Source organism: Bacillus alkalicellulosilyticus (assembly GCF_002019795.1).
In the GTDB taxonomy this organism is placed as follows: domain Bacteria; phylum Bacillota; class Bacilli; order Bacillales; family Bacillaceae_F; genus Bacillus_AO; species Bacillus_AO alkalicellulosilyticum.
The window spans coordinates 235,017-252,614 of sequence record NZ_KV917381.1 but is presented as its reverse complement, the minus strand read 5'-3'; the positions used below and the strand labels follow the sequence as shown (position 1 = coordinate 252,614).

14 protein-coding genes and 1 pseudogene are annotated in these 17,598 nt (G+C 36.9%); 3 read left to right on the top strand and 12 right to left on the bottom strand.

The window, feature by feature from the left end:
* Positions 1–5: 5 nt before the first annotated feature.
* From BK585_RS01345 to gdhA, 6 genes are all read right to left on the bottom strand, one after another.
* A complete protein-coding gene (locus BK585_RS01345; protein ID WP_078551350.1) occupies positions 6–2,171 on the bottom strand; it encodes a transglutaminase TgpA family protein in 2,166 nt (721 codons plus the stop codon).
* Positions 2,171–3,382: a DUF58 domain-containing protein gene (locus tag BK585_RS01340; protein WP_078551349.1), complete on the bottom strand. Its 1,212-nt coding sequence runs from the start codon at positions 3,380–3,382 to the stop codon at positions 2,171–2,173. The genes BK585_RS01345 and BK585_RS01340 overlap by 1 nt, the downstream gene beginning before the upstream one ends.
* Complete coding sequence (locus tag BK585_RS01335) at positions 3,379–4,326, bottom strand: AAA family ATPase (RefSeq protein WP_245805762.1); 948 nt, start codon at positions 4,324–4,326, stop codon at positions 3,379–3,381. Before BK585_RS01335 ends, BK585_RS01340 begins: the two co-directional genes overlap by 4 nt.
* Before the next feature lie 216 nt (positions 4,327–4,542).
* Positions 4,543–5,013 (bottom strand): hypothetical protein, encoded by a 471-nt coding sequence (locus tag BK585_RS01330; RefSeq protein WP_078551347.1) that lies wholly within the window; start codon positions 5,011–5,013, stop codon positions 4,543–4,545.
* 163 nt (positions 5,014–5,176) lie between these two features.
* Positions 5,177–5,344 (bottom strand): hypothetical protein, encoded by a 168-nt coding sequence (locus BK585_RS23855; protein WP_170885442.1) that lies wholly within the window; start codon positions 5,342–5,344, stop codon positions 5,177–5,179.
* A gap of 62 nt (positions 5,345–5,406) precedes the next feature.
* Positions 5,407–6,783, bottom strand: coding sequence for an NADP-specific glutamate dehydrogenase (gene gdhA, locus BK585_RS01325; RefSeq protein WP_078551346.1), 1,377 nt, complete (start codon positions 6,781–6,783; stop codon positions 5,407–5,409).
* A gap of 182 nt (positions 6,784–6,965) precedes the next feature.
* On the opposite strand from gdhA, the gene BK585_RS01320 reads away from it, so the two are divergent.
* Positions 6,966–7,868, top strand: a complete 903-nt coding sequence (locus BK585_RS01320) for a glutamate biosynthesis transcriptional regulator GltC (RefSeq protein WP_078551345.1) — start codon at positions 6,966–6,968, stop codon at positions 7,866–7,868.
* A gap of 542 nt (positions 7,869–8,410) precedes the next feature.
* Here the strand turns inward: BK585_RS01320 and BK585_RS01315 are convergent.
* Positions 8,411–9,586, bottom strand: a pseudogene (locus tag BK585_RS01315) (endo-1,4-beta-xylanase); the annotation flags it as partial.
* A gap of 423 nt (positions 9,587–10,009) precedes the next feature.
* Positions 10,010–10,681 carry a CPBP family intramembrane glutamic endopeptidase gene (locus BK585_RS01310; RefSeq protein WP_078556556.1) on the bottom strand — a complete coding sequence of 224 codons (672 nt, stop codon included), beginning with the start codon at positions 10,679–10,681 and terminating at the stop codon, positions 10,010–10,012.
* 98 nt (positions 10,682–10,779) lie between these two features.
* On the opposite strand from BK585_RS01310, the gene BK585_RS01305 reads away from it, so the two are divergent.
* Positions 10,780–11,538 (top strand): MerR family transcriptional regulator, encoded by a 759-nt coding sequence (locus BK585_RS01305; protein WP_078551343.1) that lies wholly within the window; start codon positions 10,780–10,782, stop codon positions 11,536–11,538.
* 59 nt (positions 11,539–11,597) lie between these two features.
* Here the strand turns inward: BK585_RS01305 and BK585_RS01300 are convergent, their stop codons facing one another.
* Complete coding sequence (locus BK585_RS01300; protein ID WP_078551342.1) at positions 11,598–13,016, bottom strand: family 43 glycosylhydrolase; 1,419 nt, start codon at positions 13,014–13,016, stop codon at positions 11,598–11,600.
* 83 nt (positions 13,017–13,099) lie between these two features.
* Positions 13,100–14,401: an alpha-glucosidase/alpha-galactosidase gene (gene melA / locus BK585_RS01295; RefSeq protein ID WP_078551341.1), complete on the bottom strand. Its 1,302-nt coding sequence runs from the start codon at positions 14,399–14,401 to the stop codon at positions 13,100–13,102.
* A 110-nt stretch (positions 14,402–14,511) separates the two neighbouring features.
* Between melA and BK585_RS01290 the strand changes: the two genes are divergently transcribed.
* Complete coding sequence (locus BK585_RS01290) at positions 14,512–15,408, top strand: AraC family transcriptional regulator (protein WP_170885441.1); 897 nt, start codon at positions 14,512–14,514, stop codon at positions 15,406–15,408.
* 112 nt (positions 15,409–15,520) lie between these two features.
* Here BK585_RS01290 and BK585_RS01285 read toward each other — a convergent pair whose 3' ends face one another.
* Both BK585_RS01285 and BK585_RS01280 read right to left on the bottom strand, forming a co-directional pair.
* Positions 15,521–16,858 carry an ABC transporter substrate-binding protein gene (locus BK585_RS01285; protein WP_078551339.1) on the bottom strand — a complete coding sequence of 446 codons (1,338 nt, stop codon included), beginning with the start codon at positions 16,856–16,858 and terminating at the stop codon, positions 15,521–15,523.
* A gap of 89 nt (positions 16,859–16,947) precedes the next feature.
* Positions 16,948–17,568: a YesL family protein gene (locus BK585_RS01280; RefSeq protein WP_078551338.1), complete on the bottom strand. Its 621-nt coding sequence runs from the start codon at positions 17,566–17,568 to the stop codon at positions 16,948–16,950.
* Between the last annotated feature and the right edge of the window lie 30 nt (positions 17,569–17,598).

Below are 17,598 nucleotides of genomic sequence, written 5' to 3'. Positions count from 1 at the left end.
CTTGGTCAAGAAACGATTTTTTTTATTATAGTTTGCCATATTTGTTTATTCTCATTCCACAACAACACCGCTGGACCATTTCCATAATTAATCCGCTCATAATTTCTCGTCAAAGTGGTCATATGTTGCATTGCGTATTGCTTATCAATACGATGCGCAAATTCTCTAATCGTTTCTTCTTCTCGCTTAGCGACACCAGCTTTTTTCAATAACCATAATAAGCGGTCATAAGCATCACCAAACGCTTGCTCATCCTTCCGTTTATTAAAGATTAAAAAATAGTAAACCGCTAATAATCTTTTTCGATTGAGAAACACTGCCCAACTGACAAGAATAACAACTCCAATCCCGCCTATAGCTAATAAAATTTCAACGATAGGGATTTGAAAATTACGATTAGTAGTTGTTACTGGAGCAACATCTTCTTCAATAGGCGCCAATGTTTCCTGTGCTTGCTGTTGTCTATAATACTCTTCCATATTGTACATATCATAATACATGTCGTTAATATCACCAGTATTAAACAAGTTAACTGGATATGAAAAACCTTGTGTTGGTTCAAAAGGAATCCAACCATAATTAGGAAAATAGACTTCCACCCATGAATGCGCATTTGAATTCGAGATGACATAACGAGGAATGTCACTTTCTTCATCTTCTATCCTCTCGCCTTGAGTGAAGCCTTTTACCCATCTCGCAGGGATACCAACTGTTCGAAGCATCACAACCATCGCTGTTGAGAAGTTATCACAATACCCTTGCATCGTCTCAAATAAGAATTGGTCCACATAATCTTGCCCCTCCTCTGGTACAGGGACATCAATGGTTTCATACGTAAATCCAGCTAATCTAAAATAGCGCTCTACCGCCCGGACTTGATCATATTGATTATCATACTCTTCAACTATACCAACCGTTAACTCCCTTACCCGGTCTGGCAGCGTTTCTGGTGTTTGCAAATAAAATGTAGCTACTTCTTCAGGATACAAGCCAATGTCATTTGGATTTTGGATTTCTCTTAACTCCTCACTTGTCATGATCGGATAACTAAATTCAACTGTATAGTCAGAAAGAATCTGCGTTCTTCCGTTATTACTAAAAGTTTCCGCTTTTCCAGTAAAAGCGTCCACCTCATAGTACCCATCACTCTCAACATTTTTTAATTCTCCTGGATAAAAAGCATGTTCAAACGATTGTGCATCTGCCATTTCTATTTTCGCGGTTACTGTTCGATTCTCAAATTGATAAAATAAATTAGAGTGCTGAAATTTCATAATATCAGGGGTCGTAGTCTCCCAACCTTTTCCTGTATAAAAGTCCCTAGACTCTCCACGCCAATAGTGCCCTCTCGGTACATCTGCATAAAAAACAGGCGTATCATCAATAATGAACCCTCCACCTAGTTGTTCATCATTGGTGCCATACCCTATCGTTTTTAGACCACTTCCCATCCCTAGTGAATTTTTAACAAAAGGGACTGGATCATTCCATTGTGGTTCATATTTCGGCGCAGCAAAACCAACTGAGGCTGATAACATAATTAAGATAAGAAGCGAGGACACTAACTTAGTCGGTAAACTATGAGATTTATTTTCAGCTTTACTTCGCTCAACCTTTCGATACATTGTGACGAGTCCCAGAAGAAGAAATCCGACAAAAAAAGCTCGAATGATTGCGAAATTGGCATTGTATAACGTAAAGGTATCGATGACCGTAATATATACAATAGTAAAAGTAAAAAAGAGGATGACTCTTTTTAATTGGATCGTCCAATAATAGACTAAATACGCTAATACAGCTAACAACATAAAGAAGATCAAACTTCGGAACAAATCAGTAAGTGCCGAAAACTGACCTGTAAACATAAGTGCAATATTATGAAAAAGGTCCCCTAAAAAATGACTAATCCACAAACTTGTGAGGAACTTTTCTTCAAAAAACATAACATGTAACCCGTAAGCGATTAAAAAGCTCTTAAGTATAAATGATAACCAAAGCTTTATTTGTAAGTAGGTGATTACAAAGAAACCAATGGTAATAATCACAAAAAGTGAAATATAGCCTGTATTCGTAACATATGAAAGGGGATATAGCCATTCTAATAGAAGGAGCAAACCCAACCCATATAAAAGAAGGTTCTTACCTAAATCATTTTGCTCACGAATTTGCATTACCTCACCTGCTTTTTAACATAATCACTAAAATTCATTCCCGGAAATTGATAGACTCTAACCCCTCGATAACGAAGTTTCTCAATAAGAACTTTGGTGTCTTGGTGAGAGATTTTTTCATTGCTAACTAAACAGATAATCACCTTACATTTCACATTTATCAACCCATCAACAAACTGCAATAAACTACTAGTTAACGTAACTGTAACTATCGTTAATACCATCTCTCTTAACGGTTCAAAGGAATTGACATGGATGTCAATATTCTCTTTGGTAGGAGAAACTAAGGCTAATTTACGATAAATTTGTTGATAATGCTCTGTTTCATCTCCCTGGTTCATAATAGCTAGGTTTTGATTTAACTCATAATATCCTAAAGGAATAGAAGATTTATAAAAATAGTTCACAATCGATGCACTTAATATTACCGCTTGCTCAAAGGTATGTTCTGTTTCTGTTTCATTGCCACAATAAAACGCTAAATTACTTAACTTTCCTTGATAAGAGTTAAACTCCTTTGTCATCAACTTCCCATTTCTAGCGGAGTGCTTCCAATCAATGCTTGTCATTCTATCTCCTGGTATATAATTTCGAATACTAGAAATCGAGAGTTCTTCAGCGAAGGACTCCTCAAATGAACTTCCATTATCTTGACCTCTGCTAGAGTTGACATTCCAATTTTTTAATTGCTCATAATGTGGAAAGACAAATAACGTCGTTTTTACTGGAATATTGACTTTTTTCTCTGAAAAACCAATTAAATCACCGGTAACTAGCTCTACTTCTGTAAATACATGTTCTCCTCGTTTTAATGCTGTAAGCTTATAACTATAGGAGAGCGTCTTTTTAAACGTAAAGAAGAATATCGCTTCATTTTTAGTGTCAAATCCTTTTTGCAGTTTTTCTGGAATACGGTCGTTTACTCGTATAAAAGAAAAAGGATGAAAAAACCGTTTTTTTAGCGTGACCGTTATCGTAATACTTTCTCCCGCTACTGCAATCTTCGGTGAAATCTCTCTTTCAAAAATTATCCCTTTATTAGACCAAATTACAACGCTTACAGAAAGAAACGTTAATACAAGAATGCTATAAAACAAAAACCAACTTACAAAGCCCCCTTGAAACATCGCATAAGAGAAAACACCCGCATTTAGCAGGAGTATCAAAACAATTTTGCTCCACGATGTCAGCTTCGATAATGTTTTTTTCATCGAATCTCTTCCTTTTTCCTAGTCGGGACTTTAACTCTACCAAGAAGTTCACGAATAACACCTTCTTGAGTCACTTCACTAAACTGCATATCAGATTTGACAACAATACGGTGAGGTAACACATACGGAGCGATATGCTTTACATCATCAGGAATAACAAATTCACGCTCCTGTAAATATGCATAAGCTTGAGCTGCTTTCATTAAGGAAATAGAGCCACGTGGACTAACCCCTAATCTTACCGCATCATGATAACGAGATGCATTCACAATTTCAATGATATATTCCTTCACTAAATGGTCAACATAAACTTCTTTCACAGCTGTTTGAAGTGAGATTAATTCATCTAAACTCAAAACAGCCTCAACACTTTCTATTGGATGAGCTTTCTCAACACGTGATAACACTTCTATTTCATCGTTCATTGAAGGGTATCCAAGCTTTATCTTCATCAAAAAACGGTCCAATTGTGCTTCTGGCAATGGATATGTTCCAGCATATTCAATCGGGTTTTGCGTTGCCATCACAAAAAACGGTTTTGTTAATGCTCTTGTTTCCCCATCTACTGTCACATGACTTTCCTCTAACGCTTCAAGTAAAGCCGACTGCGTTTTTGGGGATGTTCGATTGATTTCGTCTGCTAAGACAACGTTAGCCATAACAGGTCCAGGACGAAACTCAAACGTCATTGTTTTCTGATTGTAAATGGAGACTCCAGTAACATCGGAAGGCAATAAATCTGGTGTGAACTGAATTCGTTTAAACTCTGCTCCAATGGACTTAGCAATAGCTTTTACCAAGACAGTTTTTCCTACACCTGGTACATCCTCTAGGAGAACATGCCCACCAGCTAACAACGCAACAAGACTTAGTTCAATTTCCTCTCTTTTTCCTACAACTACTTGTTCAATATTTTCAATTGCTGTTTGTAAACTCTTATTCATACCTAAACCCTCCATTTAACGGATCCATTTCTCTTCCTATTATCATAGCATTATTCCCTAGTAAACAAGATTAAATTTTTATTACTATTTGATATGATTTTACTAATAGGAATAAAGTGACAATTAACTATTTTCAACGCCCTAAAAGACTTTCCCTTTTTACACACAAAGAAGGTGGGACAAAAGATAAATAACCTTTTGCCCCACCCTCTGTCTTTACTCAAAAATCACGTTATGTTTATCTGCTAATCTTTCAACTTCATTTTGGTATTGTCTAAGAGTAGCTCTTCCTTCAGCTAACATATTGTTTGCTTCTGCTATTAATGCATAATCTTGATAATCTAAGGCATCTAGCATTAATACCATTGCATTGTACTGTATGTTAGTTCCTTTAATATAAATCTCATGAACTTCTCTTACCTCAGGCGTTTCCGGTCGGACTGCTTCAAGTTGATTAATTAGATTCTGGTATTTAGGAATAATCTCAAGTTCAATTGCTTCATATAAAATCCAATCATCATAATAGTTATCCCCAGTTACACTTTCATAGATAGCAATTACTTCTTCTTCTAAATCTACCAACGGCATTATTCCATCATTCAAGTATGAGATCAAATCATCTTGAACAGGGTCACAACCAACAAGCAATAACAATGGTAACAATAGGAAAAACATTCTTTTTTTCATTTCTTAACCCCTACCTTTCTACTAGTTATATAGTATCATTTTTAGGTTTTCATTGCATACTATTTTACTATAATTATCTAGAGCAAAAGAATATTAAACCTTTTTAGGTTTTCTAAATAAAAAAAGACCGATAAGGAAGGACTCTTCCTTATCGGTCTTTGCTTTATTTTTTTGCTTTTTTCTGGCGACGAAATCCATAAATACAGTATTCCTTACGCTTGCGATTAACAGCTTCTATTTTCTTAGATAACTCTTCCGCTCGCAATTCAGGTAATACATATTCTTCTTGCAACACTTGACTTTGCCATTGTTTCCAATCCGTGTTATTCATAATACGATTCACCCTTCGTATAGACGATTAGAGTGGGAGATCAATGGTGACTTTTTTTCAAATTATATAACACCTTGCGCAATCATCGCATCTGCAACCTTTGTAAAACCAGCAATATTCGCTCCTGCAACTAAGTTTCCTGGAACACCATATTCTTCTGATGCCTTCACACTAGTTCTATAAATGTCTTTCATAATTGCTTGTAACCTCATGTCAACTTCAGCAAACGACCATGCTAATCTTGCGCTATTTTGCGCCATTTCTAAAGCAGATACAGCTACTCCACCCGCATTTACAGCTTTAGCTGGACCAAAAAGAACTTTATTTTGTAAGAAATGCTCAACAGCTTCTAACGTTGAAGGCATATTTGCACCTTCACCAACTGCCTTAACTCCATTATCCACTAATGTTTTAGCAGCATTTTCATCAATTTCATTTTGCGTTGCGCAAGGTAATGCTACATCACATGGAATAGACCAGATTCCAGCACAACCTTCAAAATAATGAGCATTTGGATGTTCCGTAACATACTCACTAATTCTTTTCTTTTCAACTTCCTTAAGACGCTTAACAGTATCTAAATTAATACCATTCTCATCATAAATATATCCATTAGAATCGCTACAAGCTACAACCGTAGCTCCTAACTCAGTTGCTTTTTCAATCGCATAAATAGAAACGTTTCCAGACCCTGAAACAACTACAGTGCTTCCTTTAAAGCTAAGACCGTTATCTTTTAACATTTCTTCCACAAAATAAACTGTTCCATATCCAGTGGCTTCTGTTCGTGCCAAGCTTCCACCGTAGCCAATGCCTTTACCCGTTAATACACCCGCTTCAAATCCACCACGGATTTTCTTGTATTGACCAAACATAAACCCAATTTCTCGAGCTCCAACACCAATATCTCCTGCAGGAACATCTGTATCAGGTCCAATGTATTTACTCAATTCTGTCATGAAACTTTGCGTAAAACGCATAATTTCTCCGTCTGACTTTCCTTTCGGATCAAAATCTGATCCTCCCTTACCTCCACCAATAGGTTGGCTTGTTAGTGAGTTTTTAAAGATTTGTTCAAAACCCAAAAACTTAACAATACTCGCATTAACCGATGGATGAAAACGAAGTCCTCCTTTATAAGGTCCAATGGCACTATTAAATTGAACTCGGAAACCACGATTTACTTTGACATTTCCTTCATCATCAACCCAAGGTACTCGGAATGAAATCACTCGCTCAGGTTCTACAATTCGCTCAAGTATCCCATTGTTCATATATTTTGGGTTCTTAGCTAATACTGGAACCAATGAGTCGAATACTTCTTTTACCGCTTGATGAAATTCATTTTCATGAGGGTTACGCTTGATTACAGTTTGATATACTTGCTCTACATATTCTTTTGCGACCTGCGTTTGGTTTTGTTCGTTTAATGTTAGCATGTTATATAATCTCCCCTATCCTAAATTTAATTATACGAAGCTTTTTCATCAATTCCCATTTGAGATAAGGGATTGAATTTTTTCTTATAATTGTGTATTTTAAAGGGGTGAAATAATCTAATCAATATAGAAAAAAGATTCGAACGATACCAAAAAGAGATTAATGAGAGGGCGAAAAAAAGATGGAAATCCGACAGTTACGATATTTTATGGAGGTAGCTAAAAGAGAGCATGTTACAGACGCTGCTGACTATTTACACGTTGCTCAGTCTGCGGTAAGTCGCCAAATAGTGAACTTAGAGTCTGAACTAGGCGTTGATTTATTTGTTAGACAAGGGAGAAGTGTTCGACTCACTCCAATCGGAAGAATGTTTCTAGAACGGACGAAAGAAGCAATGAAAATGCTTGATAATGCTAAACGAGAAGTTGAAGAACACCTTCAACCTGAACACGGGACCATTCGAATAACTTATCCAATTAGTATGGCAGCATATACTTTACCTACTGCCATTTCTGCGTTTCGTTTAAAATATCCGCATGCCCGTTTTCAATTAAAGCAAGGAACTTATCATCAGTTACTTGAAGATGTTGTTAATGGAGATTATAATATCGCCTTACTTGGCCCCGTCCCACTCAATGACGATAGGCTAAAAGGACACATCTTATTTACAGAAAACATCACTGCTTTACTACCTATCAGCCACCCACTGGCTAACGAGGTTTCTTTAACATTAGAGCAACTAAAAGATGAGCCATTTATCTTGTTACCAAAGGAGTCAGAATTCAGGAATATAGTCGTTCGCGCCTGCAATAAAGCTGGTTTTGAACCAAAAGTTTCTTTTGAAGGTGATGATATCGATGCTTTGAAGGGGCTAGTTTCGGCTAGTTTGGGAATTACCCTGTTACCTGAAATTACACTAGTAGAGAACTTACCGAGAGCAACCGTTAAAATCCCAGTGGACGACCCACATTTAACACGGACAATTGGACTAATCACACCAAGTGACCGTAAGCTACTTCCAACCGAACGATTATTTTATGAATTTTTAAAAGCATTTTTAGGATTTGACCGACTAATCAAGTAGTGGTAATTAATCTAATTATCATCTGAAAAGTAGTGATTTTTGAGATAAGCCTTATACGAAAAATTGAATTGTTCTAAATTGTTCACAAATGTTTAGTTCAAATAATTCACAAGGAAGAAATAAAAAACATCAGCTCTCAAGGACTAACACACTACCTCTCATTACCTAAAAATGGTGATATCATCTAATCTTAAGATGAAAAGGGCTTTTATTTTACATTAAAACGATTAATGAAGAATATACCTTTGCATGTACTCATAGAAAAGAGGAGTCTAACCGATATTTGTTAGACTCCTCTTTCTCTATCACTAGTTCACTAGCTGCCACGGTCCCCATTGTGATGCACCTGGCTCTTGATTTTGCGTATACCATTGTGCTTGCCACAACTGCCCATTATGCGTAACGATTTCATTTGTATATATTGTATTTGAATCCCAAGATGGATATTGCCCTGGTGTCCCTGGATCAGGGTCTGGACTTGGTGTAGGATTTGGGTCTGGATTTGGTGTAGGGTCTGGACTCGGATTAGGAGCTGGAGCATCTCCTACTGGCTGCCACGGTCCCCATTGTCCAGTTGTACCTGGCTCTTGATTTTGCGTCCACCATTGTGCTTGCCATAACTGCCCGTTATGTGTAACGATTTCATTTGTATATACTGTATTTGGATTCCAAGATGGATATTGCCCTGGTATCCCTGGATCAGGGTCTGGACTTGGTCCTGGGCCAGGGTCTGGATTTGGCGTTGGAGTTCCGCCAGAACGGCCTACATATTCCATTAACCATGTAAGAGCCGGACGTTCCGATCCATCACTATTTAACAAGTGGGTATCATCTCTCCAAGTTTCACCTTGACGATATCCCCAAAGTGTGACACCTGCTACATTCGGATGCTCCCATAAAACAGGGAATTTTTCTGAATATCTCGCGAGTTGTAATTGGTCGTTTCCGCCATCACCTGTGATATCAAGCTCAGTGACATAAATCGGTAAACCTGTTGCAGATAAAATATCTAGCACTTGATTCATCGTGCCGACATCTACAGGATCCATATTAAAATGGTGTGCCTGAATACCAATCCCATCAATTAACCCTCTCTCATTTAAAAGGTTAATAATCTCTACATAACGTCTTGCTTTCGGAGGATCTTGGATAATCCCGTAGTCGTTTATGTGTAATTCTGAGTTAGGGAAGGCTTCTCTCGCTTGTTCAAATACCCATATAACCCAGTCGTATCCTGTCGCTCCATCACCACCTAGCGCATTTTTATAAGCTGGTTGGTCATGTAACGGTTCATTCACAACATCAATAAAATCTGCATCAGGATATCTTTCTCCTGCAGCTTGGATCCAGTCAGCTACAGCTTGTCTTTGCTGAGCAGCGGATAACCCACTCATCCAACCTGGTTGTTGGCTTCCCCAAACAAGATTGTGAAACCTAAATGGAAAACCATTCTCTTGTGCAAAATTATACGCCATATCCGCTTGACTCCAGTCTCTGTTACCTCGAGATGATTCAATCGATCCCCATTTGGTAGCATTTTCTGGTGTCACACCATTCCAATAGTCAGTATACTCACTTGGGATATTACTAGCAATTATGTTACCTAAAAACTTTCCTTGCGTTTGTGCGGATTGATTGCCTAATGCCGTCGATGGAAGTAATAAAGATACAACCAAAGTTAAAGCAAATAGCAACTTCATCGCTCTTGACTTAAACATGAACATTCCTCCTCAAATTTTTTTGGAATTCTCAGTCGTTCTGTTTATGTCTGAAAGATATGCAAAACCAGGAAACAAGAAACACTCACCTCCTCTTTTTTGGTAATGTAAGTGCTTGCATGTAATATGTTAACATCTACTTTATTTTAAAAAGTTTATATTTTACTTTAAAAACTAAAGATTGCTAGTATTTGGTTGAAAACTACTATTTTTATAAAAGTTTGATGAATTTAATGTGAAAGGAGTATATTTGCCCGGGAAATTAGTCTTTTTCCTCAAAACTATATAGATTGATAGATTATCACCGATAATTATAATTAGATGTAATTTCTTTAGTTGGAAAATCCGTAGTTTTTGTTATTAAAGAAAAGTAGCTTCCCATGTGCTTCAAAGAACAAATGGAAAGCTATTTATTGTATATTATCAGGCTATTACTGTAAGAACTAACGCAATAAAGTTAAATCCACTATGAATGATGATAGCAGGGAGAATTGAACCTGTTTTTTCATATGTCCATGCAAACACTAAGCCAGAGATAAAGTTTACTGGTAGTGTATTGTATGTTGGGATGTGAACAAGCATAAAAATCAAAGAACTTATAAACAGACCCGCAGATACTCCCCATTTTCCACGAAACCATTTATACAAAAACCCTCTATAAAAGATTTCTTCATAGATTGGTGAAATAATTACTGCCGAAAGAAAACCAATTAGAATAGTGAGCCAGGTCATGTCCCTTTGTAATGCTTCCGTTTTTTCATTTTCCCAACTGATATTTAGTACATCCATCAAAAGTAATATAAACACACTTGCAACAATTAAAAGAATCAACCAAACAAAAGTCCACTTCCAATAATTAGAGGGAAATTTCCTAACCCCAACCGCTTTCCATGACAGTCCATATGGCTGTATGGCAATTAAATATAAAGATGCAGTAAAAACAATAGCCATCACAAGTCCCGTTAGCGTGCCTGAGTATAAGCTATTTTGAAAGAGACTATAGAAATAATCATGCAAAAAATATTCAATTATAACTGGAACAATAATGAATGTCACAATAAGCAATTTACTAACATCTCTCCAAGTCCATTCCATGGTATTCACTATTTCATTCCTCCTCAAGATGGTTTATGATAAATAAAGTATAAACGGTGACGTTACGTCACCTGCAAATCTTTTTTTGGAGGTTTAGGATGCGTTTATTTTCAACAGGTGAGGTTTCAAAAAAACTCAATTTGACTTTACGTACATTACGTTATTACGACCAAATTGAATTGGTCGTCCCAACGGTAAAAAAGGATAATGGTACACGTTACTACTCCGAAGATGATTTGTTACTACTACAAAAAATCGAATTATTAAAGTCTACATCCATGCCACTCAAAGATATTAAAAAAATCATCAATCAAGTAACCATAGATAAAGTATTAACCGTGCATAAAAGTGAGCTTGAGACAAACATTGAAAAGTTATCTCAATCCCTTCAACATACAACTACCTTATTAAACACATTAAAAATAGAAGGAAAGCTTCAATGGAGTCAGCTCTTGCCGCTCTTATCTGAAGAGGAAAACAGAAAAAAACAGGAAAGAAAAGCAAAGACTTGGAGTCAACTTTTTAGTCAAGAGGAGCAATCCATTTTATCTGAGAACCTACCAAAACTAGAAGACTCTTTTTCGATAAAATGGATTAACATTGTGAAACGAATCGAACTATGTTTAGAAAACGGAAACTCTCCCTCTTCTATAGAGGGACAACTCATTGCAGTTGATATTGAAATATTAACAAAAGAATCCTTTGGAGATAATCCAGAGTTACTAGAAAAGTTTTGGGGCGTCAGAAAATCGGAAAAAGCGTCAGCTGATTTCGACCTATATCCGATTCGAAAAGAAATATTGAATTACGTTGAAGAAGCTATTGTTCACTATGAAGGAACTAAATCTACTAGTTGACCGCATAATAAAAAGGCAACGAGCAGCGTTCTTCTGCTCGTTGCCTTTTTTAATTCAATCTATTCCAATGTAAATGAAGCTAGGCCGGCACTGCCATCCCCTTTATACGTAAAATACAAAGACTGGATGCCGTTTGGTATAGCTATGTCAGACGTGTAATCTGTCCATACATTCGTGAAATCTACTGGGATTTCAGCAAGAGCTGCACCATCCCATGACGTTTTCACTTCAAAAACACCTTTGCAATAACCTCTCACCTTAATGGTTACTTTCTTAATATCCTGGCAATCAAAATATTTAAAACCAGCTGTAGCTGAATCCTGCATATTAATGATATATCCCGTTTCCTCATCGCCATCTTTTCCATCTTGAGTTATTTTTGGAAACTGACTGTCCATCCATAAACCGCCTGTATAAACAGCTTCATCCTTAAAGAACAAATGACAAGCCAAATAGGCTGGATACTCGCCTTTACCTACAAGAGGTCCACCATTAGGACCACTTGTCGTGATTTCCACCTGTGGGATCGTTCCATCTGCTAGAATTTCGATTGGTTCGATACAACCTTGGCGGCAAAAACTTGATCCATTCGTATGTCTATGGTAAAAAATATACCACTTCCCGTTTATTTCAACGATACTTCCATGGTTATTGCCACCATAGTACATTGGCTTATCCGCTGGTTTATAGGAATCGATATGAAGGTCATTATTACTGACAATGACACCTTTATACTCAAAGTCCTTTGTCGGATGCTTACTTGTAGCATAACAAAGTTCATGCATCGCAATCGACGAATAAATCAAGTAATATGTATCTCCCACTTTTCTCATAGAAGGTGCTTCAAAAAATTCATGTCCCTCAAAGCTGCTTCCTTTACTGTATGGCTCACTTGGGGAGATGAATACAGGCTCCTCCAAAATTGTTAGCATGTCTGGTCCAAGAACAGTTGCCATCGCACCTTTTCTCGATTTATCACCTTTTGCACAAAAACCGGTATATAAATAGGTCTTATCTCCTTCAGTCAATAAACCCGGGTCAAACTGCGGTTGATCTCCTTCTCTTTCTCCAAGCCTTGTTCCATCTGCATAATGAACATATCCATAAAACTCATATTTCCCTGCTGGTGTATCACAAACGGCTACTGATACAACAGGTACTTTATCTAAAACATAGTATAAATAATACCTTCCGTCTGGCCCAATCGTAACATCCGGAGCATATAAGCACATATTTTCAGCATGATTTAATGGATCATCTGACTTTTTGTAAATGACACCCTCATAACGCCAATCACCAAGGTCATCGACAGGAGCGGAATAACAAACGTAATCTCCTAAACAAAAGACATGTCCATTAAAACGGTCATGAGACCCATAAACATAAACTCTATCATTAAAAACATATGGTTCCGCATCAGGAATATACTCCCACGAAGGTAGGTAAGGATTAACGCCTTGCTTTATCTTCTTTTCCATTGTAAGCACCTCATATTATTATTTAGTCTTTATCAAACCGTTTCTTCTTTATTTTTAATGATTTTAGACTCCATTGCAAGCTATTAATCAAAGGTTGGGATCCACTCCCCATGTGCTTCAATTAAATCGTCACAAAGAGAGATGATATCATCAATTGATAACTCCGCAGCCGTATGCGGATCAAGAAGAGCTGCTTGATAGATATACTCTTTCTTTTTAGTCATAGCTGCTTCGATCGTTACTAGTTGTGTATTAATATTTGTGTAGTTTAATCCGGCCAGTTGAGCTGGAAGTTCTCCTACATATGTAGGGGTGATACCACTACGGTCAGCTACACAAGGGACCTCAACACAAGCCAACTCAGGCAAGTTACTTATTAATCGACCTGTATTTAACACATTTCCACCAAATTTAAAAGGGATGTTAGTTTCCATCGCTTCAATAATACGAGAACCGTATTCGTGGGAGCGCTGATGGGTAAGTGACTTATTGTTTACGAGATTATCTCTCATTTCTTCCCAGCCTTTGATTTGATTTTCACATCGGCGTGGGTATTCATCTAGTGGAATATTATATTTTTCAATAAGCTCTGGGTAATTACGCTTAATAAAATATGGATGGTATTCCGCATTATGTTCAGACGATTCGGTTACATAGAATCCAAATTTATCCATTAGCTCGAATCGGACCATATCGTCATGCTTGTTTTTCTGTTTTTCCTTGGCTCTTCGTTTAATTTCAGGATAAAGATCCTGCCCGTCCTTTGAAACTTCTAATAGCCAAGCCATATGATTGATTCCTGCAATTTTTTCCTTAATGCCTGTATGGTCCATATCTAATGCTTTAAATAGATGCTCTGTACATATCTGAACACTGTGACATAACCCAACTGTTTTGATTGCTGTAAAACGATTCATGACTCCAGTTAGAACTGCCATCGGATTTGTATAATTTAAGAATAATGCATCTGGGCAGACCTCTTCCATATCCTTTGCAAAATCAAGCATAACCGGAATGGTTCTTAGATTACGAAAGATACCGCCAATTCCTGTAGTGTCAGCAATCGTTTGGCGAAGACCGTACTTTTTAGGAATTTCAAAGTCAATAACGGTACTTGGTTGATACCCTCCAACTTGAATCGCATTAAATACATATTTTGCTCCACGTAATGCTTCTTTTCGAGAAGTATAAGCCTTAATCGTTACTTTTTTCATCAAACTTTTCGCTAAATTTAAAAGCATGTTTTCAGAATCTCTTAATCGTTCTTTATCAATATCATATAACGCAAACTCAAACCCTTCTAAAGCAGGAACAAGCATACAGTCCCCTAACACATTTTTAGCAAAAACTGTACTTCCAGCTCCCATAAAAGTGATTTTTGACATTCTTAATCCTCCTAAAGTTAACAATAATCAAAAAAAGTTTGTTAAAATAATCATAAACAAGGACTCCGAGTTTTCTCAACGGTAAGATAATGTGGTGGGAGGGTAAAAAATTGTCTAATGAATCGGTAGTAACACCTTATGGTTCATATCATATTAGCTCTCTAAGTAAGGAACCCAGCCATTCTATTTCAAGTATCTATGTGGTTGGTTGGGAAAACCGCGAAAAAAAAGATTATTACTGGAATGGATTAGAGAGAAGTGACACAGATACGTATGTATTTCAATATACACTCTCCGGCAGCGGGGTGCTCGAATATAATAATATAAAACATAAACTTACACCTGGCGAAGCGTTTATAGTTGATGTTCCTAGCTCGCATAGTTACTATCTTCCAGATGATAGTGAAAAATGGGAATTTGTCTATTTAACCCTCCAAGGGCAGGAAGTATTAAAATGTTGGAAGTACTTACGTGAGACATTAGGGTCCGTATTTCACGTTCAGGCTGACTCTGAGCTCATTCAACTGCTTATGCGAATATACCAAGACGTAAAAGATATGAAGGTTACAGACACATTCATTTCTTCAGCAAAAGCATATGAGTTCATTATGGAATGCTACCGCTTTAGTAAAAATAAGACTCTCGCCGCAAATGAATTGCCTGAAGCGATAGCAAAAGCTGTTTTTTATCTAAGGACGCACTTTGAAGAACAAATTAGCATAGAGGATATGGCCGAGTATGTCGGATTATCAAAATATTACTTTATAAAGAAATTTAAAGAGCATGTGCTAATTTCGCCGCTTCAATATTTAACCAAAGTTCGAATGGAACAAGCTTTCCAGCTATTAACACAAACCGAATTGCCGATTAAAGAAATTGCTGAAAGAACAGGTTATACTGATGCGAACTATTTTCATAAGGTTTTTAAAAAAGCTGTTGGCGTTTCTGCAGGAGAGTTTAGGAAAAATCACACTAAAAGTCTATTCCAGCATTTATTAATAGAGTAGTTCTAACAGGTAACAACGTTTGACCCCAGCTCACACAATGTAATTGTGAAAGTTGGGGTCATACTCAAAATTACACGTCCAAAGTAATCTTGTTTAATGACTATCTTATTAATTATTCTTGCATATTAGATTCTATCGTCTGTTGTGCCTTTTTTAACGCTTCTTCAGCAGAATGTGATTGTTGTCGCAATACTTCATTTAAGACATTTGTAGTCATTTCATTTGCTACAGCAGGCGTGTTTTCTGTAATAGAAATAGAATTAATCTCATCACGAACATCTAATAATACTTCAAAAATATTATCACCAAAGTATTGATAGAAAGCATTGTCCTCTTTAAATACGTCATTATCCCAAACATCCCAACGTGGAGGGTCAAAGCCAAGAATTGTCCATAACTTCTCATTAGCTCTTTCAGAAAGCTTTGCATATGCTAAGAAATCTTTTGCAAGTTCTTCATGGTCTGTTTGGTTAGTAACAACAGTTCCAGTTCCCCCCATTCCAGCTGAACGGAATCCACCTTCTTCCCATGCAGGAAGTGGCTGAACAGTAATTTTTCCATCTAAATCAGGCATGTTATCAATAAAACGGCCCATATACCACATTGGCATTGCAAGAGCAGCTACACTTCCTTCATTCATATATGAGTAATATTCCTCTGCGTGTGGCTGTCCACCCGGCATCAACTCAGCAATTTCATGTACATATACTAAATCATGTAGAAATTGTAATACTTCAATATTTCTTGGGTCATCTAATGTTAAATTCCCATTAGCGTCAAAAAAGTCTGACCCGTTTTGACTAATTAATTGGTGTATTGGCAAGTGGTCATCCGTAGCAACAGAAAACATTTTCTTGCCTGTTTTCTCTACAACTTGTTTACCTGCTTCAACAAAGTCGTCCCACGTTTTTATTGATTCTGGGTCTACACCTGCTTCATCTAAAATTTCTGTGTTGTAGTACATGACAGATGCCCCAACATGTGTAGGCATTCCGTAATAACTACCATCTTTTGCATAAATATTAAAACGAGCTTCAACGAATTTATCAATAACGGGTTCCACATGTTCATTCATTGGTAACAATTGCGGAACTCCTTGTAAGTAATTAGGGAATCGTGAAACTTCAATATCAGCTATATCTGGTGCTCCAGAACCTGATTGCAATGCAAGTAATAAGTTGTTGTGCATTTGATCATAAGGATACGTTTCTGCAACGAGTTTAATCGGTCTGTCTGGGAACTCTTCATTCCACGAAATCGCTGCATCTTCAAATAAATTGACATGTTGTCCTGCAAATGTCCAAAACGTTAATTCTGTAGCACCTTCAATGTCATCACCCACGACCGTTGTTTCTTCAGCATCACTCGAAGAGGTAGAACTACCGCCACAAGCGACTAAAAAGAGTGACACAAAACCAATCAATAGATACACTATACTTTTCCTATTCATTACAATACCCCCATATAATTATTTAAAGAGCCTGCCTTAAAAAAGTCCGTTCTTCGATCACCTCCTCAATATTATTCATACTTGGTCGTTTAAGAGGATCGCTGATCTAATTGTCCAAAGGTCTGCATAGCAATCCACATACAACTAATGGCTATCAAACTAATAGAAAAGAAAGGGATGATCCCGGGGAAATCTAGGGAAAAATAAACAACTACACTTATTACTAAAGCACTTGCTAGTGTGTAATGAATTTTTGTCAATCCAATAATAATCGCACTACGAATATATCCAAACCATGATGTTTGATAGTGAGCCACCAATGGAAAAATCCAAATCACAACAATAAGGTAGAACAACAAGATAAAGTAGAAAGTAAACGGAATCACAAAAAATAGTTCCTCATTTGAGTTTATAATTGCTAGGTAATTCAAATATAGAACGACCCCGATAGCTGTTAGAAACCATCCTATTAAATTAGCACGTAAAAACTCTTCTTTATAAATCCGTTTAAATGTTTTCCTTTTCTCTACGTCCATTTCTCCCATGATTATTTTTCTAGATAACCCCAACGCAGCCACTGTAGCAGGAAAAACACCACCAACAAATAAACCGATCAATGTATAGTAAAACCACAATAGATTGATTACAGCTAGTTGCATAATCCAGCGAAGTATATAGTCAAGTGAGGATACAATTTGGGATACGTTCATGTTCTGTCACCTCTTTACTATCTAACTAAT